Source organism: Pseudomonas sp. (assembly GCF_030690725.1).
Lineage (GTDB): Bacteria > Pseudomonadota > Gammaproteobacteria > Pseudomonadales > Pseudomonadaceae > Aquipseudomonas.
The window spans coordinates 41,771-61,436 of record NZ_JAUYGD010000033.1; the positions used below are offsets into that span (position 1 = coordinate 41,771).

General features: G+C 59.8%; 21 protein-coding genes and 1 tRNA gene. 18 read left to right on the top strand and 4 right to left on the bottom strand.

The features are described from left to right. Window positions 1–14: 14 nt before the first annotated feature. Window positions 15–260, top strand: a complete 246-nt coding sequence (locus Q8O69_RS06670; RefSeq protein WP_305590636.1) for a hypothetical protein — start codon at window positions 15–17, stop codon at window positions 258–260. On the opposite strand, the gene Q8O69_RS06675 is transcribed toward Q8O69_RS06670, so the two are convergent. Next, window positions 230–463: a hypothetical protein gene (locus Q8O69_RS06675; protein ID WP_305590638.1), complete on the bottom strand. Its 234-nt coding sequence runs from the start codon at window positions 461–463 to the stop codon at window positions 230–232. The two genes, Q8O69_RS06670 and Q8O69_RS06675, sit on opposite strands and share 31 nt — an antisense overlap. Before the next feature lie 78 nt (window positions 464–541). On the opposite strand from Q8O69_RS06675, the gene Q8O69_RS06680 reads away from it, so the two are divergent. The 5 genes from Q8O69_RS06680 to Q8O69_RS06700 are packed head-to-tail and all read left to right on the top strand — an operon-like array spanning window position 542 to window position 7,713. Continuing rightward, a complete protein-coding gene (locus tag Q8O69_RS06680) occupies window positions 542–1,054 on the top strand; it encodes a hypothetical protein (protein WP_305590640.1) in 513 nt (170 codons plus the stop codon). Beyond that, the gene (locus Q8O69_RS06685; RefSeq protein ID WP_305590642.1) at window positions 1,054–2,742 is read left to right on the top strand and encodes a hypothetical protein; all 1,689 of its coding nucleotides are present in this window, start codon (window positions 1,054–1,056) and stop codon (window positions 2,740–2,742) included. The genes Q8O69_RS06680 and Q8O69_RS06685 overlap by 1 nt, the downstream gene beginning before the upstream one ends. A gap of 2 nt (window positions 2,743–2,744) precedes the next feature. Further along, a complete protein-coding gene (locus Q8O69_RS06690; RefSeq protein ID WP_305590644.1) occupies window positions 2,745–3,188 on the top strand; it encodes a hypothetical protein in 444 nt (147 codons plus the stop codon). Window positions 3,189–3,196: 8 nt separating this feature from the next. Next, window positions 3,197–4,969 carry a hypothetical protein gene (locus tag Q8O69_RS06695; RefSeq protein WP_305590646.1) on the top strand — a complete coding sequence of 591 codons (1,773 nt, stop codon included), beginning with the start codon at window positions 3,197–3,199 and terminating at the stop codon, window positions 4,967–4,969. 8 nt (window positions 4,970–4,977) lie between these two features. Next, window positions 4,978–7,713 carry an SGNH/GDSL hydrolase family protein gene (locus tag Q8O69_RS06700; protein WP_305590648.1) on the top strand — a complete coding sequence of 912 codons (2,736 nt, stop codon included), beginning with the start codon at window positions 4,978–4,980 and terminating at the stop codon, window positions 7,711–7,713. 94 nt (window positions 7,714–7,807) lie between these two features. Here Q8O69_RS06700 and Q8O69_RS06705 read toward each other — a convergent pair whose 3' ends face one another. Beyond that, window positions 7,808–7,933 carry a hypothetical protein gene (locus Q8O69_RS06705; RefSeq protein ID WP_305590650.1) on the bottom strand — a complete coding sequence of 42 codons (126 nt, stop codon included), beginning with the start codon at window positions 7,931–7,933 and terminating at the stop codon, window positions 7,808–7,810. 344 nt (window positions 7,934–8,277) lie between these two features. On the opposite strand from Q8O69_RS06705, the gene Q8O69_RS06710 reads away from it, so the two are divergent. The 4 genes from Q8O69_RS06710 to Q8O69_RS06725 all read left to right on the top strand — a co-directional run bounded on the left by Q8O69_RS06710 (window position 8,278) and on the right by Q8O69_RS06725 (window position 10,558). Beyond that, window positions 8,278–8,814, top strand: a complete 537-nt coding sequence (locus Q8O69_RS06710) for a glycoside hydrolase family 104 protein (protein ID WP_305590652.1) — start codon at window positions 8,278–8,280, stop codon at window positions 8,812–8,814. Next, on the top strand, window positions 8,811–9,353 hold the full coding sequence (locus Q8O69_RS06715; protein ID WP_305590654.1) for a lysis system i-spanin subunit Rz: 543 nt from the start codon (window positions 8,811–8,813) through the stop codon (window positions 9,351–9,353). Before Q8O69_RS06710 ends, Q8O69_RS06715 begins: the two co-directional genes overlap by 4 nt. Before the next feature lie 165 nt (window positions 9,354–9,518). Beyond that, window positions 9,519–10,322, top strand: a complete 804-nt coding sequence (locus Q8O69_RS06720; protein WP_305590656.1) for a DNA adenine methylase — start codon at window positions 9,519–9,521, stop codon at window positions 10,320–10,322. Window positions 10,323–10,387: 65 nt separating this feature from the next. Beyond that, window positions 10,388–10,558 carry a hypothetical protein gene (locus tag Q8O69_RS06725; RefSeq protein ID WP_305590658.1) on the top strand — a complete coding sequence of 57 codons (171 nt, stop codon included), beginning with the start codon at window positions 10,388–10,390 and terminating at the stop codon, window positions 10,556–10,558. A gap of 161 nt (window positions 10,559–10,719) precedes the next feature. On the opposite strand, the gene Q8O69_RS06730 is transcribed toward Q8O69_RS06725, so the two are convergent. Then, window positions 10,720–10,804, bottom strand: a tRNA-Leu gene (locus Q8O69_RS06730). A 113-nt stretch (window positions 10,805–10,917) separates the two neighbouring features. Here Q8O69_RS06730 and queA point away from each other — a divergent pair. From queA to Q8O69_RS06760, 6 genes are all read left to right on the top strand, one after another. Further along, the gene (gene queA, locus Q8O69_RS06735) at window positions 10,918–11,967 is read left to right on the top strand and encodes a tRNA preQ1(34) S-adenosylmethionine ribosyltransferase-isomerase QueA (protein ID WP_305590659.1); all 1,050 of its coding nucleotides are present in this window, start codon (window positions 10,918–10,920) and stop codon (window positions 11,965–11,967) included. 14 nt (window positions 11,968–11,981) lie between these two features. Further along, complete coding sequence (tgt, locus tag Q8O69_RS06740; RefSeq protein WP_305590939.1) at window positions 11,982–13,097, top strand: tRNA guanosine(34) transglycosylase Tgt; 1,116 nt, start codon at window positions 11,982–11,984, stop codon at window positions 13,095–13,097. 39 nt (window positions 13,098–13,136) lie between these two features. Then, window positions 13,137–13,472: a preprotein translocase subunit YajC gene (gene yajC, locus Q8O69_RS06745; RefSeq protein WP_275961013.1), complete on the top strand. Its 336-nt coding sequence runs from the start codon at window positions 13,137–13,139 to the stop codon at window positions 13,470–13,472. 62 nt (window positions 13,473–13,534) lie between these two features. Beyond that, complete coding sequence (secD, locus tag Q8O69_RS06750) at window positions 13,535–15,403, top strand: protein translocase subunit SecD (protein ID WP_305590662.1); 1,869 nt, start codon at window positions 13,535–13,537, stop codon at window positions 15,401–15,403. A 9-nt stretch (window positions 15,404–15,412) separates the two neighbouring features. Then, a complete protein-coding gene (secF, locus tag Q8O69_RS06755; RefSeq protein ID WP_305590664.1) occupies window positions 15,413–16,318 on the top strand; it encodes a protein translocase subunit SecF in 906 nt (301 codons plus the stop codon). 126 nt (window positions 16,319–16,444) lie between these two features. After that, the gene (locus Q8O69_RS06760; protein WP_305590666.1) at window positions 16,445–16,981 is read left to right on the top strand and encodes a glycine zipper 2TM domain-containing protein; all 537 of its coding nucleotides are present in this window, start codon (window positions 16,445–16,447) and stop codon (window positions 16,979–16,981) included. Window positions 16,982–17,041: 60 nt separating this feature from the next. On the opposite strand, the gene suhB is transcribed toward Q8O69_RS06760, so the two are convergent. Beyond that, window positions 17,042–17,857: an inositol-phosphate phosphatase gene (suhB, locus tag Q8O69_RS06765; RefSeq protein WP_275961017.1), complete on the bottom strand. Its 816-nt coding sequence runs from the start codon at window positions 17,855–17,857 to the stop codon at window positions 17,042–17,044. Window positions 17,858–18,001: 144 nt separating this feature from the next. Between suhB and trmJ the strand changes: the two genes are divergently transcribed. Beyond that, window positions 18,002–18,772: a tRNA (cytosine(32)/uridine(32)-2'-O)-methyltransferase TrmJ gene (gene trmJ, locus Q8O69_RS06770; RefSeq protein WP_305590668.1), complete on the top strand. Its 771-nt coding sequence runs from the start codon at window positions 18,002–18,004 to the stop codon at window positions 18,770–18,772. Beyond that, window positions 18,765–19,541, top strand: coding sequence for a serine O-acetyltransferase (cysE, locus tag Q8O69_RS06775; protein ID WP_269380303.1), 777 nt, complete (start codon window positions 18,765–18,767; stop codon window positions 19,539–19,541). Before trmJ ends, cysE begins: the two co-directional genes overlap by 8 nt. Window positions 19,542–19,666: the final 125 nt, after the last annotated feature.

Genomic DNA, 19,666 nt, shown 5'->3' on the forward strand with positions numbered 1-19,666 from the left:
GCCTGGAGATAGTCATGGCAAACGATGATCAAGCAGATGTGATTGATGCATTGGTGCAAGTGCGTAACACCCTTGGCACCGTTGAGAACGGTTTAATGCTGGATGAGGCTGTAACTGGGCAGAAGCTGCTAGGCGATAGCAACACCCTCCGCAGTGAGTTGCTGCTGTTGAACTGGGCTATCGCCAAGCTGGGCGGGCTGACCGATCAAGTGTCGCCCGCGAAGCGTGATCAGGTGGCGGTGAGCCGTGCTGCGTCGTAGAGGAACGGCCCGTATTGGTCCCCTGGGCGGGTCGAGTCGTTAAGGAACACTCCGTCGACAAGCCCTCGGCGCCTTAGCTCGCGAATTATCAGCAGGTTTGCTTCGTCGTCGCCTGCTAGTTGCCGCGCGGCCAATGGCACTGGGCTTTGCCTGATTTGTTGTAGCGCCTCGCCGATCTGTTCTTCCGCTATTTCAATTGCCATGGAACCTCCTTGGTTCGCTGTTTCGTGTTGTAAGCGATCAGCGTAGCAGGGCGATTTCGCATGTCCGGAGTTTCCCGAATGCATCTACCACCTCTCATGCTTGGCGGTATCGAGATTGTTCAGCTGAGTGCCGGTGCGGCTGATCTGGATGAGGAGGCCATTGGCGGTAGCACTGTTCTGCGCATGAGCAACGGCGCGGCAGTGAAGATGACCCGCTGGGAGAAGATGTCCGGAACCATAAGCGGGCTCGGACATCAGCCGCCCGGTCTGGACGGGCTGAACTACAAAGAGCCGCTGGAGTTGCGCAGTACCCAGATCAACAGCATGCAGGGCGAGGGCTTGGTGTTCACGTTGCCGAGTACGCCCCGACCGGATAAAGCCCCATGGGCCTATGCGTTGATCGGCCGTGATTGGATGGATGCCGAGGTCTCAACCGTCGCTGGCGTTTCAACCGTTACTGCTGTGCCGGGTGCAGCCTTGTACCAAGTGTGGTGGTGCCCGGTGTACTCCGTGTTTGCCAGGCGGCCCCCTAAAAGCCAATCCAATGCCACCGCCATGCATGGCTGGTCCATCCCCTGGGAAGAAGCCTAATGCTAATCAATGGAGGCCCGCTCAACGGTGCGCCGTTGAATGGCGGGAGTGCAGGCGGTGCTGCACCGCCCGTGTACGTGGTTGCGGGCACCGGTTACCTCTGGCGCGAGCGGGTTGTGCTAGGCGGTGAGGACATCAGCGATCAGCTCGTTGAGGGATGGGACGCTGACCGAGAGGAGGGTGCTGCTGGTGTTGGTCGTATCGCCTTCCACCTCGCGACTGGGCCCGTAACGCCAAGTGATTGGAAAGGCCGCGCCGTCACCATCGACTACATCAGCACAAGTGCCGGGCTGACCACTGAAGCGCGGGTGTTGACCGGTAGGGTGGTGACGCCGATCTGGGACGCCAGCTCACGGGTGATGACCTGTGAATGCAGCGACCAGCTGCAGCAGCGGGTTGAGGGTATGCCCATTGAGGAGATCGATGCGCTCACGGCCGGCACCTGGTCGCCAGATGTGTTCGAGCCAGTTGAAGGTCGCAGCCGCTGGGATTATGCGAAAGAGCGGATGGGCACGCGCACCGCCAGCCTGGATTGCGATGCCTACGGCGTGCCGCGTGTTACCAGTTGGTACGCCATCGCGCCAGCGTTTGTGTTCGGTCCAGGCCAGGTGCTGGATGGCACTCAGAATTATGATGAGGCTGACCTATCGAGCCTGGTCAACAAGGTGGTGATCGAAGCTGACTACCGCTATGCGCGGTTGCGCCAGCGCAATGAGCGTTTCAGCTGGGTCGGTGGTGGCTTCTGCGGCTGGTACTTCCCTGACTCGAAAGAGCTGCCCACTGTTGCGATGGTGAAAGACGCCGTGGCCGGTGCGGGTGGCCAGCTGTTGGCCGACTTCAGCTGGGATCTGCTGTGGCCGAGCATGCCTGACCCGTGCTTGATCGGTGTGCCCTGGACAAACTACTACGAAGCTGAAGAGCTGCTGCTGGGCGCGAGCTTCGGTATGGGCCGGCGATGGGCGCAGAGCGTTACTGAACGCTATCAATTGAACGTGGTGGTGCCCAGCAGCATTGATGTTGCTGGCGAGGTGATTGAGCGGACGGGCGGGGCTCTTGAGATTGAGAGCCTGCTGGCTGAGGCCTGGGGCGATGCACCGTTCTCTGATGGCATCAGTAGCCACACCGATGAGCGGGATGAGTCGCGCCGTGTGCTTTTTCTGGTGGTTCAGCTCCGGCAGGGCGTGGCGATTGTGGTGCGCACGCACCGTGGCACCACGGTGAGTTGGCAAGTGCCCACCAGCATGGCTATGGGCATCGACCTGACGCACACCTTGGAGTTGGATGACTTGATACGCGCACGCGGCAAGTGTGTGCGCATCGCCACCCGCGCTGACTATCAGTCGGGTGCCGCGATCACCACGTTGACCATCGCTTTGATGCGCGGCGGCGGTGAAGTGACAGATCCGCTTACGCCACCTGCGTCCGTTGATGAGCCGCAGCCAGACCCCGGCCTGGTGCCAACCAATCTACCCACCCAACTGGGCGGCCGTGATGAGTCGCCTGAGTACGACGATGAGCTGCCTGGGTTTGCCGGTAACTACTCGGCCATTGACCCCGGCTCTGCCATGTACCCGCGCCGCTTCGATATCGATGCTGCCGAGATCCCCGCTGAACAGCGCGATGAATTGCCTGTGCCGATAGTGGCGACCTACCTCGTGGCCATCCCCAATGACCTGCTGGAGCTTTGACCATGGTTGAGCCAACGCTTGCGCAGCAGCGCGCTGCAATCCGCGCCGGGGTTAGCAACAGCCGGGTCGCCAGGGGTGGGGATGAGCGGCGCGCCATCGGCAAACGCATCGAGGCAGAGCGCCGCGGTGAATCGGTGGTGGAAGACCTCAACCGGCTAATCACCCCAGCTCGCCAGCGCCGCACCCTGCGCACCGTGCAACCGGTTGGGGCTGTTCCGGTTACGCGTGGGCGGGGCAACTACACGCCGCCGCCGGCAACGTCGCCAGGTGGCGGCATCGCTGGCCCGCTGACTGAGCAGAGCTATGCGCTGCGCGAGTTCCACGATTCGCAGTATCTGTTCACTGCTGATGGTGTGTTCGTGTGGGAGTTCGGCCCCCCGAAAAAACTGGTGCTGACTGATGCTAACGGCGCCACCATTCCAATTGACTTGGCGAGCCCCGAATGATTGATGGCATGACGCTGAGCCTTGGCCAGCACCGCATTCTGGGCTGCCCGTACCACGGCCTTGTGGTGGGTGCCCGCCTGACCCTGCCTAACGGTGAGCACCGTGATGGTCAGTGGAACACCTTTGAAGTGCGTGGGGCGTACCGGGTTGCAGTATCGGGCGTACCGAGCATCACCCGCACGCTCGAGCAAGCAGCAGTAGATACCGCAAATGGCTACCTGTGGCGCACGGACTCGGTTGTTTGGTTGTTCAGCAATGGCCCGAACCAACTGATGTACGGGCGCACGCTAATTAGTACTCTGGGCATTTACGCGGCTGGTATGGGCAACTGCTGGGGCGTTGTTATGCCGTTTATGGCTTCGGCTAATGAGGCATTCAGCGAGCTTACTGCGCCGGCCACAATGGCAGCGTTTGGGCGAATCGGTAAGGCGCCAGATGAGCGCCCGGTAACGGTTGAGCTGAGTGGCTATGGTGCGGGCCGCTTCCCCCCCGAAACCTACCGCACGTTTGATTGCAGCCCGGCCGGTGATCGCATCCTGCTGGGTGACACCCTGTTTTATGACGCTACGCACGATATGTATGTGCAGGGCCCTGGCCGGTTGTCGCTGCTGCGCTGCAGCGGCACTGGCACAGAGGGTAGCCCACTGCACCTGGTGCTGGAATTTGTGGCAGACCAAGGCAGCGGCATTGCCTCTTTGACCGATGGCTTTGTGCTTTTTGATGGCGTGTTTGAGTGGCAGCCTGACACCCAGACAGAGTGGATAGCGCCGCGCGACGATGAGGCGACTGATTGCGATTGGCGGCTTGATCGGGTTGCCGAATACACCCTGGCCTATCTTCCGCCTAACCCTGAAATCCCAACGCCTACCAACTGGGTGCGGTTTATAACTGGCGTGCGCGAGGCATCCCTGGCTGGCCAGGTGATCGGCGGCTGGCTCGACTCGAGCGGTGTACCGGTGCTGGTGACGTGCGATATCGAGTACCGCTTTGAGGCCGAGCACCGCATGAGTTGCGGCCGCAACGCCACGGTTGATCGAGAAACAGTTACCCGCTACCTGCTCAGCGGCGGCGCCTGCGCGCCGGAAAGCATCACGCGGCCTGGGCCATACGATGTAGCTGGGGTGTTCGAGTCAGTTGGTAGCTACGGTGCTACCACGGTTGAGCGGCTGGTGTATTCGCTCAAGGTTGATGGTGTGCTGCTGGATGAGTTCAGTGTTGAGTACATCTTCGATGAAGAGGCGGCGCTGTATGGCAGCAGCACGCCGCCGGCCAATGGCAGTGCCAGCCTGGTGCATACCTACACGCTGAAACTCAACGATGAGGTGGTGGACTGGTTCGCCAGCCCAAGCCCAGCGGCGCCGGATACCCCCGCGTTTGCGCGCAACCTGCTTGTGCAGTCGCTGCTAGATCCGACTAACCGCTTCGGCGTTGATCCCGTTGAGCAGTGGCTGCCACTTGCGGCGGCCTCCGAAATTAAGCTGCCGGAGGTAACCGGTACTGACGGCACCGAGTACGGCCCCAGTGTGGCGGTGCAAGTAACACCGCACTGGTGGAGCAACAACATGGTGTGCCTAGCCACCCGCGAGCGGCCCTGGCAGCTCAGTCTCGGTGGTGGCACCCGCACCTATGGCCCGACCGCGCACCCGGGCGGTGTTGTGGCCGGCAGCATTACGGTTACTGCGCCTTCCACCACGATACCGCCCCCGCCGCGCTTCGGTGCGCGCAGCCCCTTAACGGGGCTGGTGACAGTCGGCAATGACCAGCGCATTCAGTACGTTTAGGAGATTCCATGCAACGATTTATCAACAACTGGGCCGCGACCCTGGCGGCTCCAGCGGCTTCGGCTGCGCCAGAGTTGACCATTTCTGCCGACAAAGCTGCTGAGTTGGTAGGCCTGGGGGCTGGTGATTACTACCTGTTGACCCTGGCCAAGGTTGTGGATGGCGCCGAGGTTGATTGGGAGATTGTGAAGGTCACCGGCGCTGCCTCTGGCGTGTTGGATGTAGAGCGCGGCCAGGAAGGCACTGCCGAACTTGAGTGGCTGACAGGCGAGCCTATCAGCGCCCGCTTCACCGCTGGCAGCGCCGATGAGCTACGCACGAGTGGCGGCGCGGCGGTTGGTGATGCAACGCCTTTGGCCTTGGGCACGCCCTCGGCCGGCACCAGTGAGCTGGCCAGCCGGCAGGACCACCGTCATGCATTGCCATCGCCAGCAGATATCGGTGCTGCCACAGCAACTCAGGGCGGCAAGGCTGATACGGCTGTTCAGCCCGCAGCCCTTGCTGCTGGCCTGGATGGCAAAGTCGATAAGGTGGCAGGCAAGCAGCTGTCCCAGGAAGACTTCACCAGCACCCTGCGCACCAAGCTGGTTGGCCTTGAGTCCCCAAACTTTCGCGGCACTTTTACAACCTTTGCTGCAATGGTTGCTGGGGTGGCATCGCCGGTAGCCGGCAACTATGCAGACGTTGATGCCGGTGCTGGTAGCGATGTGGTGCGCTACATCTGGGATGCGACGGACTCAGAGTGGCAAACCGGTACAGGTGGCGGCGGGCCTGCCAGCACTGATGCGTTACCTGAGGGGTTGACCAACCTTTATCATACAGCTGCCCGGGTGCTGGCCGTGGTACTGAGCGGGCTGAGCTTAGCCACGGGTGGTGCAGTGGTAAGCACCGACAACGTTTTGGCTGCAATCGGCAAGCTGCAGCGCCAGATCAATGATCACTTCGGTGCTGGCGGCGCGGCGCACGCTGCAGCCACGACTTCTGTCGATGGCTTTATGGTCGCCGCAGACAAAGAAAAACTAAACGGCGTAGCGACTGGCGCAACTGCAAACGATACCGACAGCAACCTGAAGAATCGGGCCAATCATACTGGTGGTCAGCCGATCAGCACGGTGACTGGCCTTGAGGCGGCCTTGTCCGCCAAGCAAGCGGGACTGGTCAGCGGCACCAACATCAAGACCATCAACGGTGCTTCGCTGCTCGGTGGCGGTAACATTGATATTGGTGGGGGTTCCGCGTCAAGCGTCTACGCGACAGCCGCTATCGCATCTGGCGCACTTGAGCTCGACCTTGCAACAGCCCAGACATTCGGCGTAATGCTTAATGCAAACGTCACCACGCTTACGCTTTCCGGTGCAGTGAGCGGTGAGCGCTCATCCATCGAAGTTATCTTCTCGCAGTCTATGGCGGGGGGCTTCTCGGTCTCGAAGCCTGCAAATGTTCGGCTGTTTGATGGGGCGCCCAACATCGCCTCAACATCGGCGCGGGATATCACCTATGCGCGTTTCACTTCTGTTGACGGCGGCGTGAGCTGGCTGCTGGATGAGCGCAAGATATTTCTGGTGCCGCCAACTGTCACCCTTCCAACTGTAACTACTGAAAACTTTATCAATAACGATGAGGGTGATAGCACTTCTGGCTGGTCGGCAACCAATGGCACGCTCTCTACTAGCTCAAGCTGGCTAAGATTCACCAAAACCGCCGGGGGTTCATCGGCCAGCTCAACTAAAACACTTGGCACCCCGATAAGCACGGCTAAGGACTGGATTGAGTACGTCAGTGTTCGAGCCAGCGCAGATAGCAATAACATATCTCTTCTGGGCCTTACCGGTTCTTCCGGATCAATATTTTCACTCTGGTTAAATTCTGCCAATGCATCCACTTATACAGCGGGGGCGGTCAGCTTCCAGTATTGGAATGGCTCCAGCGTCGTAGCATCTCCGCAAGTTGCTGGGGCTACCGTGTCTAGCTCAACGCCGCTGAACTTGGCAATCCAATACGATAACAAGTTCGGATCACTGACTGTTTGGGTGCGCCAGTCTGACGGCCGATACAAGTTCGGATGCAGGTTCTCTTGCTCGTTTTTTGCTATTCAGACGGCCTCCTTGCAATTCGCAACAGCGGCCCCTGCCGCGTCGTGGGTTGAATTTGACTACCGCTCGATGTGCAACCCTAACTTTGCAGCTATAGGCGACAGTATTACCGAGGGTAAGAACGGGTTCAGCCCAACAGTTGCGCTTGGTCTCAGCAATGATGAGACTACTTGGATGCGGCATGCGCCCCTGTACCCTGCACTTAGGAATAACCTGATCGTCAATAAGGGCGTAGGGTCTAATACTAGCGCTGCAATTCTAGCCAGGATCACAGATGTTACAACACTTGGCGCTCAGGTGGTGTTCCTGCAGTGCTCAACGAACGACGCGGTTGGGCCTGTGGCTCAAGCAGCTAGAGCTTCCAATATACAAAGCTCTGTGAATGCCACTGTCGCCGCATCTGCTGAAGTAGTTTTGCTAAATTCGGTTTACGGCGCAGAAAGCAACAGCCTGAACCCTGGGGCTCGCGACTATTACAAAGAGTCGTGGGACGATTACATGCCCTCGATAACTGGGGTTGCCGCAAAAATTGACACAATGCTGCCAATAGTTAGCGCGGCTGGTTTTATGGCAGATGCTTTCACTGATGCCGATAAGATTCATCTAAACCAATCTGGAGCTGCAGCGGTTGGCGCCTATATTGCCAGTTGACTTGCGGTTTGGCAGTCGAGCTATTTTTGGTAGGTGTGGCCGTACTTGTCCTGGAAGTCTTCTGCTCGCTCATCGCAATCATTTTTCATTGAGCTTACTGCGTTGTTATAGCAATGCTGTATGCCTGCTGCCGGCCTGACTTCGCCCCATAGTACTGCCCCGCCAATAAGAATGTGCCAACGGCAATAACGACCAACGCTGCAGGTAATTTATGTTTCATGGGGGCCTCCAGTTTTAGAGATTATGCATTAATTCAAATGCATGGTCTTTGTTAACAAGGCTTCCTCGGCGTCGGAGTTTTGTTGCCGGCTGAAGTGTGACTCAGCGCAGTGCGTCTAGCCGCTCGGCGTCTGCTAAAAGGTTCTCGGCCAGCAGTCGCAGTTCGTTATAAACGGCCACTCGATCCTCGGCGGTAAACCCTTCTCCCTGCAAGTCGGCGGGCTCTGGCAGTGAGCCTGCAATTAGCTCGGCTGCATGCCGCGCAGCAAATGCCCTGACGCGCGCTTTTCTCATATTTGTTTCCCCTGCCCTGGCCCTGTGCCGGGTTCAATTCTGGAGTATCTCATGGCTCGAATCTCTGCTGCCCAGGCTGGCGGCCCGAACGTGCTTGCCTTTCTGGATATGCTCGCCTGGAGCGAAGGCACGTCCACCATCAAAGGCAGTGACGATGGCTACAACGTGGTGGTCGGCGGTCGGCTGTTCAGTGGCTACGACCGGCATCCAGATCTGCTTGTTCCGCTGCCGCGCTATGGCATCCACTCGACCGCCGCTGGCCGCTATCAATTCTTGAAGCGCACCTGGGATGCCATCGTGCGCAACTATGGTTTTCGTGGCCGCTTCATTCCTGAAGCGCAGGATCTGGCAGCGGTGAAACTGCTGACCGAGTGCAAGGCGCTGCCGCACATCCAGGCCGGGCGCCTCGTGCAGGCCATTGCGGCAGCTGCGCCGATCTGGGCCAGCCTGCCGGGGGCTGGTTACGGCCAGCGTGAGCATGCACTGGCCAAGCTGCTGGGCATCTTCGAGGAAGAACGGGCGCAGGAGCCCTGTGAGCCCGAGGCGCTGGCCTCGATGTTCTCGGCCTGTGGCGGGGTGGTGGCGTGAGCCTGCTCGGTCTGATCCCCGGCTCCCCGCGCACCTGGTTGCTCGGTGCATTGCTGGTGGTGGTGTTTGCCGCTGGCTGGGCCGCCAACGGTTGGCGGATGGGTGAGCAGCTGGCCGAGGCCGAGAAAACCCACAGCGATACGCTGGGCGAGATCTCCCGAGCAGCAGCACGACAGGTCAGTGATCAGCTGGATGCCCGCGTGCAGTCAGAGCAACTGCTGGCTGACCTCGACTCAACCAAACACAAGGAGCTAACAGATGCAGAAGGTGAAAATGAACGCTGGCGCCGGCTTTATTCTGGCGCTGATGATGAGCGTAAGCGGCTGCGCATCGAGGCCCGAATTGCCGCCGCTGATCTCGTCGTGTCCAAAACCACAGGCAGCAGCGGCCTGGGCGATGGAGCCAGCGTCGAACTCAGTGAGCGAGCTGGATCAGCTGTTTGGGATATCCGCGCCGGAATGATCCGCGACCAGAAGAAACTTGAGTACCTGCAAGGCTACGTCCGGACCCTGACCGGACAGGCCGCTACAACCCCGTAACCCCTCCGTAAGAAAAGAGCGACCCGCCCAGGTGTTACAGCACCCGGGCAGGCCACTCGACCTGCAGCCATTCCTGCAAGCCAAGCCAAGCCAAGGCTCCCACTCCGTGCACGAAGCGGGGGAGAGTCTAGCACCTGTTTATTTATACAGTAAGGTTTGCATTATATGACTAGCCCCATCATCCCGTGGATGGGCGGCAAGCGCCGCCTGGCCGACCGTCTTATCCCGCTGTTCCCTCCCCACGAATGCTACGTCGAGGTCTTCGCCGGCGGTGCTGCGTTGTTCTTCATGCGCCCGCAGCCGGCGCCTGTTGAGGTGTTGAACGATATCAACGGCGACCTGGTGTCGCTGTACCGGGTGGTGCAGAACCACGTCGAGGAGTTCGTGCGGCAGTTCAAGTGGGCGCTGTCGAGCCGGCAGCTGTTCGAGTGGCAGAAGATCACTCGCCCGGAAACCCTCACCGATATCCAGCGCGCCGCGCGCTTCTTCTACCTGCAGCACCACGCCTTCGGCGGCAAGGTCAGCGGGCAAACCTTCGGTACCGCCACCACTGGCCCGGCGCCGAACATCATGCGCATCGAGGAGAACCTGTCTGCTGCCTGGCAGCGGCTGGCCGGTGTGTATGTTGAGAACCTGCCCTGGCTTGAATGCGCTGAGCGCTACGACCGCGCCCACACCTTCCACTACATGGATCCGCCGTACTGGCAAACAGCGGGCTATGGCGTGGACTTCCCCTACGAGAACTATGAGCGCATGGCCGATTTTATGCGGCGCTGCAAAGGCAAGGTGATGGTCAGCATCAACGACCACCCCGATATCCGCCGGGCGTTCGATGGCTTCCATATGGAGCAGCTCGATATCCGCTACAGCTGCACCAACCAGCGGCAGGGCGTTGCCGAAACCACCGGCGAGCTGGTGATTATGAACTGGGTGCCTGCCTCGCTTGGAGGCCTGTTTGATGGCGTCTGATTCGCTTGCTATGCCTCGGCACCAGAGCGTTACTGGTGCCCACGGAAACCACAAAGGAAGCGACAATGAACCTGCTCGAGCACCTCCAGCCCCTGCCCACCGAACTGCTGAACGCCATGGCGAAAGGCGAGGTGGATACCCAGGCGATTGCTGCGCAGCTGATGGCGGGGCGGGGACTGGATCGGGATGGGAAGTGGGTCGGCTTTGAGAGGGCGAAAGAGGTGTGGAAGATATAAACGCCAAAACAAAGGCCCGGTGCCGCAGGACGCCTGCGATGCCGGGCCTTTTTTGTGCCTGTGATTTGTCGCCGGGGCTTTTGTTGCTTGTAAGTCGTTACGCCAAGATTACGCCAGGCATAAAAAAAGGCCTTGAAATTCAAGGCCTTCAGTTAATTGTATGGTGCCCCGGGGGAGACTCGAACTCCCACTTCTTTCGAAAACGGATTTTGAATCCGCCGCGTCTACCGGTTCCGCCACCGGGGCACAATGGCGGCGCAGTATAGGGATGGTGTTGGGGTTGGTCAATCCACTTGCGTGGTCAGAATGCATGATTTCCGGTAAGCTTTGCCGCCCTGCTAGACGACCTCCTTCCTACCATGCGCGTTGCCGACTTCAATTTCGAGCTGCCAGACGCTCTGATTGCCCGCCATCCCCTTGCCGAACGCCGTGCCAGCCGTTTGCTGGTGCTCGATGGGCCAACGGGTGAGCTGGCTCATAAACAGTTCAGTGATCTGCTGGATTACCTGCGCCCTGGCGATCTGATGGTGTTTAACAACACTCGGGTGATTCCGGCGCGGCTGTTCGGCCAGAAGGCTTCCGGCGGCAAGCTGGAAATTCTGGTCGAGCGCGTGCTGGACGCCCACCGCGTGCTAGCCCATGTGCGTTCGAGCAAGTCGCCGAAGCCGGGTTCGAGCATCCTGATCGACGGTGGTGGTGAGGCCGAGATGGTGGCGCGTCACGATGCGTTGTTCGAGCTGCGCTTTGCCGAAGAAGTGCTGCCGCTGTTGGAGCGGGTCGGGCATATGCCGTTGCCGCCTTACATTGATCGGCCGGATGAGCAGGCGGATCGCGAGCGCTATCAGACGGTGTATGCCGACCGTGCTGGCGCTGTTGCGGCGCCGACCGCCGGGCTGCATTTTGATCAGCTGCTGCTCGCGGCGATTGCCGAGAAGGGCGTTGAGCAGGCGTTCGTCACCCTGCACGTCGGTGCGGGCACCTTTCAGCCGGTGCGGGTCGAGCGCATCGAAGACCACCATATGCACAGCGAATGGCTGGAGGTCGGTCAGGATGTGGTCGATGCCGTGGCGGCCTGCCGTGCGCGTGGCGGTCGGGTGATTGCGGTCGGCACCACTAGCGTGCGTTCGCTGGAAAGCGCCGCGCGCGATGGCGTGCTTAAGGCCTTCAGTGGCGACACCGACATCTTTATCTACCCAGGTCGACCGCTGCATGTGGTCGATGCGCTGGTGACCAATTTCCATTTGCCGGAATCGACCCTGCTGATGCTGGTGTCGGCGTTTGCCGGTTACCCGGAAACCATGGCGGCCTATCAGGCGGCGATTGCCGGTGAATATCGTTTTTTCAGTTACGGTGATGCCATGTTTATCACCCGCAACCCCGCACCGCGCGGGCCAGAGGAACAGCTATGACGCGCACCTGCCGCATGTCTTTCGAATTGTTGGCGACCGAGGGCAAGGCGCGCCGTGGTCGGCTGACCTTCCCCCGTGGCGTGGTGGAAACCCCTGCGTTTATGCCGGTGGGCACCTATGGCACGGTCAAGGGCATGCTGCCGCGTGATATCGAGGCGATTGGTGCGCAGATCATCCTCGGTAACACCTTCCACCTGTGGCTGCGTCCCGGCACTGAAGTGATCAAGAAGCACGGTGATCTGCATGACTTTATGCAGTGGCAGGGGCCGATCCTCACCGACTCCGGCGGTTTCCAGGTGTTCAGCCTCGGCGCCATGCGCAAGATCAAGGAGGAGGGCGTGTACTTTGCCTCGCCGGTTGATGGCGCCAAGGTGTTTATGGGGCCGGAAGAGTCGATGCAGGTGCAGCGCGACCTGGGCTCGGACATCGTGATGATTTTCGACGAGTGCACCCCGTATCCGGCCGAGTTCGATGTGGCCAAGCGCTCGATGGAGTTGTCGCTGCGCTGGGCCAAGCGTTCGAAAGAGGCCCATGGCGACAGCACGGCGGCGCTGTTCGGCATCGTCCAGGGCGGCATGCACGAAGAGCTGCGCAAGGTTTCCTTGGATGGGTTGGAAGAAATCGGCTTTGACGGTTATGCCATTGGCGGCCTGTCGGTGGGTGAGCCGAAAGACGAAATGATCAAGGTGCTGGATTACCTGCCGGCGCAGCTGCCGGCTGATAAGCCGCGTTACCTGATGGGCGTGGGCAAGCCGGAGGATCTGGTTGAAGGCGTGCGCCGTGGTGTGGACATGTTTGACTGCGTGATGCCGACCCGCAACGCGCGCAACGGCCACCTATTTGTCGATACTGGCGTGCTGAAAATCCGCAATGCCTTCCATAAACAGGACAATTCGCCGTTGGACCCGACCTGCGACTGTTACACCTGTAAACATTTCTCCCGTGCTTATCTGCACCATCTGGATAAATGCGGCGAAATGCTGGGTAGCATGCTCAATACAATCCACAACTTACGGCATTATCAGGTGCTTATGGCTGGTTTGCGCGAGGCTATTCAACAGGGTACATTGGCCGCCTTTGTCGATGCCTTCTATGCCAAGCGCGGGCTGCCAACGCCGCCTCTGGATTGATTCCCAACTTTTTAAAGACCCTTGCAACAGGAGTGTTACATGAGCTTTTTTATCCCCGCTGCTTTCGCTGAAGGCGCCGCACCGGCTGCCGGTCCTGCTGGTAGTGGCTTTGAATGGGTATTTCTGGTCGGCTTTCTGGTCATCTTCTATCTGATGATCTGGCGTCCACAGGCCAAGCGTGCCAAAGAGCACAAAGGTCTGATCAGCGGCCTGCAGAAAGGTGATGAAGTGGTAACCAGCGGCGGTATCGCTGGCAAGGTGACGAAGGTTTCCGATGACTTCGTGGTAATCGAAGTGTCCGACACTGTCGAGCTGAAGATTCAGAAAGTGGCGATTGCCGCCTCGCTGCCTAAGGGCACGCTGAAAGCGATCTAAGCAACACACCTTTACCATTCGACGGGGCGCTTAATGCGCCCCGCGTCATAACGGGCGGCGTCATGCTCAACAAATTTCCCCTCTGGAAGTACCTGCTGATTCTGGCTGTGCTGGCAATCGGCTTCCTTTATTCCGCGCCCAATCTGTACCCGGATGATCCGGCGATCCAGATCAGTGGCAACAGCTCCGCCATGCGCGTCGAGCAGGCCGACCTGGACCGCGCCAGCCGCGCCCTGGAAGCGGCCGGTATCAGCGTAAAAGCCGTCAGCCTGGCCAATCAGGGCCGTGCCGGCTTGCTGCGTTTGAACAGCGCTGAAGACCAGCTGCCAGCCAAAGAGCTGGTGCGCAAGGCCTTGAGCGATGAGTTCGTAGTCGCCCTCAACCTGGCGCAAACCACGCCAGACTGGCTGCGTAACCTGGGCGGCAGCCCGATGAAGCTTGGCCTGGACTTGTCCGGTGGTGTGCACTTTCTGATGGAAGTGGACATGGACAAAGCCCTGGATGCGCGTCGCAAGGTTTACGAAGGCGAGGTCAAGAGCCTGCTGCGTAAAGAGCGCGTGCGTTATCGCAGCCTGCCTGAGCTCAATGGCGCGATTCAGCTGGGCTTTACCGATGAAGCTGCGCTGGAGAAGGCTGAGCGCCTGATCCGCAAGGATTTCAACGATTTCGATATGACCACTGTGCAGCGCAGCGAGCTGCAGGTGCTGCGCCTGACGCTGACTCAGGCCAAGCTGGTCGAGATTCGCGAATACTCGATCAAGCAGAACCTGACCACCGTGCGTAACCGGGTCAACGAGCTGGGTGTGGCCGAGCCGCTGGTTCAGCGTCAGGGCGCCAACCGCATCGTGGTTGAGCTGCCGGGCGTGCAGGACACCGCCGAGGCCAAGCGTATTCTCGGCAAGACCGCCAACCTGGAGTTCCGTCTGGCCGCTGAGCCGGATGCGGCCAAGGCTGCGACCGAAAGCTTCGAGTTCCGGCAGGAAGGTCGTCCGCCGGCGCAGCTGGAGCGTGATCTGATCATCACTGGTGACCAGGTCACCGATGCCCAGGCCAGTTTCGATGAGAACGGCAGCCCGCAGGTGAACATCCGTCTGGATGGTCGCGGCGGTGACCTGATGAACCGTGCGACCCGCAACAATGTCGGGCGCAGCATGGCGGTGATCTTTATCGAGCAGAAGCCGGTAACCCGCTACGTACGCCAGGTGGTTGATGGTGTCGAGAAGGAAGTCGAGCTGCAGACCTTCGTCGAAGAGAAGAAGATCATCAGCCTGGCCACCATCCAGTCGCCGCTGGGTAGCCAGTTCCGCATCACCGGCCTGGATGGCCAGGGTGAGTCGTCCGAGCTGGCTCTGCTGCTGCGTGCCGGTGGTCTGGCAGCGCCGATGTACTTCGCGGAAGAGCGCACCATCGGCCCGAGCCTGGGTGCTGACAACATTGCCAAGGGCGTCAATGCGTCGCTGTGGGCGATGCTGTTTGTTTCGCTGTTTATCATCGCCATCTACCGCTTCTTTGGCGTGCTGGCGACCATCGCGCTGGGCCTGAACATGGTGCTGCTGCTGGCGCTGATGTCGCTGCTCAGTGCCACGCTGACCCTGCCGGGTATCGCCGGTATCGTGTTGACCATGGGTATGGCGGTGGACGCCAACGTGCTGATCTTCTCGCGTATTCGTGAAGAGATTGCCAATGGCATGTCGATCCAGCGCGCCATCCATGAGGGTTTTGATCGGGCTTACTCGGCGATTGTCGACGCCAACCTGACCACCCTGCTGGTCGGCGGCATCCTGTTCGCCATGGGTACCGGGCCGGTCAAAGGCTTCGCCGTGACGCTGTCGCTGGGTATTCTCACCTCGATGTTTACTGCCATTCTGGTGACGCGTTGCATGGTCAACCTGACTTGCGGCGGGCGTGACTTCAAGAAGTTGTGGATTTAAGGGGCTGTTATGAATCGTACGATCAACTTCATGGGGGTGCGCAATATTGCGTTCGCCTTCACCGTGCTGCTGACGCTGTTGGCCCTGGGTAGCCTGTTTACCAAGGGCCTGAACCTGGGCCTGGATTTCACGGGTGGTACGCAGATCGAGCTGAGCTACGAGCAGCCGGCGGATCTCAGTAATATCCGTGCGCAACTGGCCGGTGCCGGCTATGCCGACGCCGTGGTGCAGAGCTTTGGTGCCACCACCGATGTGGTGGTGCGCATGCAGGGCGATGATCCTGAGTTGGGCAATAAAGTAGCTGCTGCGCTACGTCAGGCGGGCGAGCAGCTTGAGGTGAAAAAGGTCGAGTTCGTCGGCCCGCAGGTGGGTGAAGAGCTGCGTGATCAGGGTGGGCTTGGTCTGTTGCTGGCGCTGGGTGGGGTGATGCTCTACCTGGCCTTCCGCTTCCAGTGGAAGTTCGGCGTGGGCGCGATTGTCTCGTTGATCCACGACGTGATTGTCACGCTGGGCATCCTTTCGTTCTTCCAGATCACTTTTGACCTCACCGTGATGGCGGCTTTGCTGGCGATCATTGGCTACTCGCTGAACGACACTATTGTGGTATTCGACCGGGTGCGTGAGAACTTCCGTGTGCTGCGCAAGGCGACGTTGATCGACAACATCAACATCTCCACCACGCAGACCCTGCTGCGTACCATGGCGACCTCGCTTTCCACCTTGTTGGCGATTGGCGCGTTGCTGTTGTTCGCCGGTGACAACCTGTTCGCCTTCTCGGTAGCGCTGTTTGTTGGTGTGGCGGCGGGTACTTACTCGTCGATCTATATCGCCAACGTGGTGCTGGTGTGGCTCGATCTGACGGTCGATGACCTGATTCCGCCGGTGGTGGAAGAAGAGGTCGATGAGCGCCCCTGAATCTGTGCGTTTTATCGCAAATGGTTGAATGAACCGGGCAAGTGTTGAACTTGCCCGGTTTTTTTATGCTCCAAGGCAGGGATTAAGGTGCGTTGAGCGCTAAGCAGCGGTTTCAAGGAGGCATGTATGAATAAGTCGATGTTGGTAGGCGCGGTACTGGGTGCGGTGGGCGTGACAGCGGGTGGGGCAGTGGCCACTTACAGCATCGTCAGTGCGCCGAAATATGCCGAAGTACTGGCTGTTAAGCCAATCAAGCAAACCATCAAGACCCCGCGCGAAGTCTGTAAGGACGTGGCGGTCACCCGTCAGGCGCCGGTCAAGGATGAGCACCAGATAGCCGGTACGGCGATTGGTGCGGTGGTGGGTGGCTTGCTAGGTAATCAGGTGGGTGGCGGCAACGGCAAGAAGCTGGCGACAGTCGCCGGTGCGGTTGGCGGCGGCTATGCCGGCAACAAGGCGCAGGAGCATTTGCAGAGTCGTGATACCTACACCACTACCGAAACCCGTTGCAGCACGGTGACCGATGCCAGCGAGAAACTGGTGGGCTATGACGTCAAATATGAGCTGGACGGCAAGGTGAGTCAGGTGCGCATGGCCAGTGATCCGGGTCGGCAGATTCCGGTCAAGGATGGTCAGCTGGTATTGGTTGACCAGGCCAACTGATTGCAAGGCTTCAGCAGGTACAAAAAGCGCCCCGTGGGGCGCTTTTTTATTGCGGCTTGATCAGCGCTTCAAGGAGGCTGACAAGTGCGGCTGAATGGCCGTGAGCACGGCTTTGAAGCACTTGGTGTTGCCGGCAACGATCTGGCCTTTTTCCAGGAAATCGTGGCCGCCGCTGAAATCACTGACCAGGCCGCCTGCTTCCTGAATCAGCAGTGCGCCAGCGGCCATGTCCCACTCGGACAGGCCGAATTCCCAGAAGGCATCAAAGCGACCGGCGGCCACGTAGGCTAGATCCAGGCTCGCTGCGCCTGCACGGCGTACGCCAGCAGTTTGGCCGACCAGGCTGCGGAACATGCCGATGTAGTTTTCCAGGTTTTCCATCTGGCTGTCGCGGAACGGGAAGCCGGTGCCAAGCAGTGCGCCTTCCAGGCTCTTGCGATTGCCAACGCGTAGGCGGCGGCCGTTGAGGGCGGCGCCACGGCCACGGCTGGCGGTGAATTCTTCCTGGCGTACCGGGTCGATGATCACTGCGTGTTCAAGGCGGCCACGGTATTTGCAGGCAATGCTGACGGCGTAATGCGGGATGCCGCGGATAAAGTTGGTGGTGCCGTCCAGTGGATCGATGATCCACAGGTAATCGGCGCCGTCGCCGCTGCCTTCGCTGAGGCCGCTTTCCTCACCGAGGATGCCGTGGTTCGGGAAGGCTTTGCGCAGGGCCTGAATGATCAGCTGCTCGGCGGAGCGATCAACTTCAGTTACGTAGTCCTTGGCTTCTTTCTCGTCGACCGAGATGACGTCCAAGCGTTCGGTCGAGCGGAAGATCATTTCGCCGGCGCTACGGGCTGCGCGCAGCGCGATATTCAGCATGGGCTGCATGGATGTTCACCTGGGTCGTTAAAGAAAGCCGGCCATTCTAGCAGAAAAGCCCGGCGGTTGAAGTGCAACCTGCTCCTTGCGTGGCGCAAGGCGGGTGGCTTCTGTAAGATTTGCCCCTCTAAGCCTTGTCTGTGAGCGTTTGCGTTGCTGGAAAATATTCGCGTTGTGTTGGTCGGTACCAGTCATCCGGGCAATATCGGTGGCGCGGCGCGGGCCATGAAAAACATGGGGTTGTCGCAGTTGGTGCTGGTTGATCCGCGCGATTTCCCGAGTGAAGAGGCGGTGGCCAGAGCTTCTGGCGCTACGGATATTCTCGATGCGGCGCAGGTAGTCGGCACGCTTGAAGAGGCGCTGGTCGGTTGCCGCCTGGTGCTGGGCACCAGTGCGCGGGATCGGCACATTCCCTGGCCGATGCTGGAGCCGCGTGAGTGTGGTGTTGTCGCGTGCGAGCAGGCGCAGCAAGGTGCGCAGGTGGCGTTGGTGTTTGGCCGTGAATATGCCGGCCTGACCAATGAGGAGCTGCAGCGCTGTCATTATCATGTGCACATTCCCTCTGATCCGGCGTTCAGCTCGTTGAATCTGGCGGCGGCAGTGCAGGTGCTGGCTTATGAGGTGCGCATGGCTTGGCTGGCCACAGAGGGGCAGCCGGTTAAACAGCCTGCGCTCGTCGATCCGGATGAAGAGCCGGTTGCTGCGGATGAGCTGGAATCGTTTTATCGTCATCTGGAGCAGGCGCTGATTGAGATCAGGTTTCTTGATCCGGCCAAGCCGCGGCATTTGATGAGTCGCTTGCGCCGCTTGTATGGGCGCAGTGCGGTGAGCAAGCTGGAAATGAATATCTTGCGCGGTATCTTGACGGAAACCATCAAGGCGGCGCGTGGCGAGCACCCTAGGCAGGAGAAGGCAGATGTTTGAGCGCATGCAAGAGGATATCCAAAGCGTATTTCATCGCGACCCGGCGGCGCGTAATGCCTTTGAGGTGGTCACTTGCTATCCGGGGTTGCATGCGGTTTGGCTGCATCGCGTGGCGCATGCGCTGTGGGGCAGTGGCTGGAAGTGGCTGGCGCGTGTGGTGTCGAACTTTGGGCGCTGGATGACCGGCATTGAAATCCATCCGGGCGCGAAGATCGGTCGACGCTTCTTTATCGACCACGGTATGGGCATCGTCATTGGTGAAACCGCCGAGATCGGTAATGACGTCACCCTTTATCAGGGTGTGACCCTGGGCGGCACCAGCTGGAACAAAGGCAAGCGCCATCCAACGCTGGAAGATGGTGTGGTGGTGGGTGCTGGGGCCAAGGTGTTGGGGCCGTTCACGGTCGGTGCGGGCGCCAAGATCGGCTCCAATGCCGTGGTGACCAAGGAAGTGCCGGCGGGCGCTACGGCGGTCGGGATTCCAGGGCGGATCATCGTCAAAACCGACGATGAGCAGGAGGCCAAGCGCCAGGCGATTGCCGAGAAGCTGGGTTTCGATGCCTACGGCGTAAGTCAGGACATGCCGGACCCGGTGGCACGCGCCATTGGTCAGTTGCTCGATCACCTGCATGCGGTGGATGGGCGCTTGGAAGGCATGTGCGGCGCGCTCAAATCCCTGGGCAGCGATTACTGCGCCAAGGATTTGCCGCAACTGCGTGACGAGGACTTCGCCGGCGTGGTCAAAGACGCAGACAAGCCTGCGGCTTGATGGTGTGGGTGCGCGCATTTTGCTATGCTGCGCGCCCTCCATTCTGGCTAATCCCGACTAAAGCACTAGGTCTTATAGTTGACTTAAATGCTCGGGAATTGCATACTCGCGGCATATTGCGACCA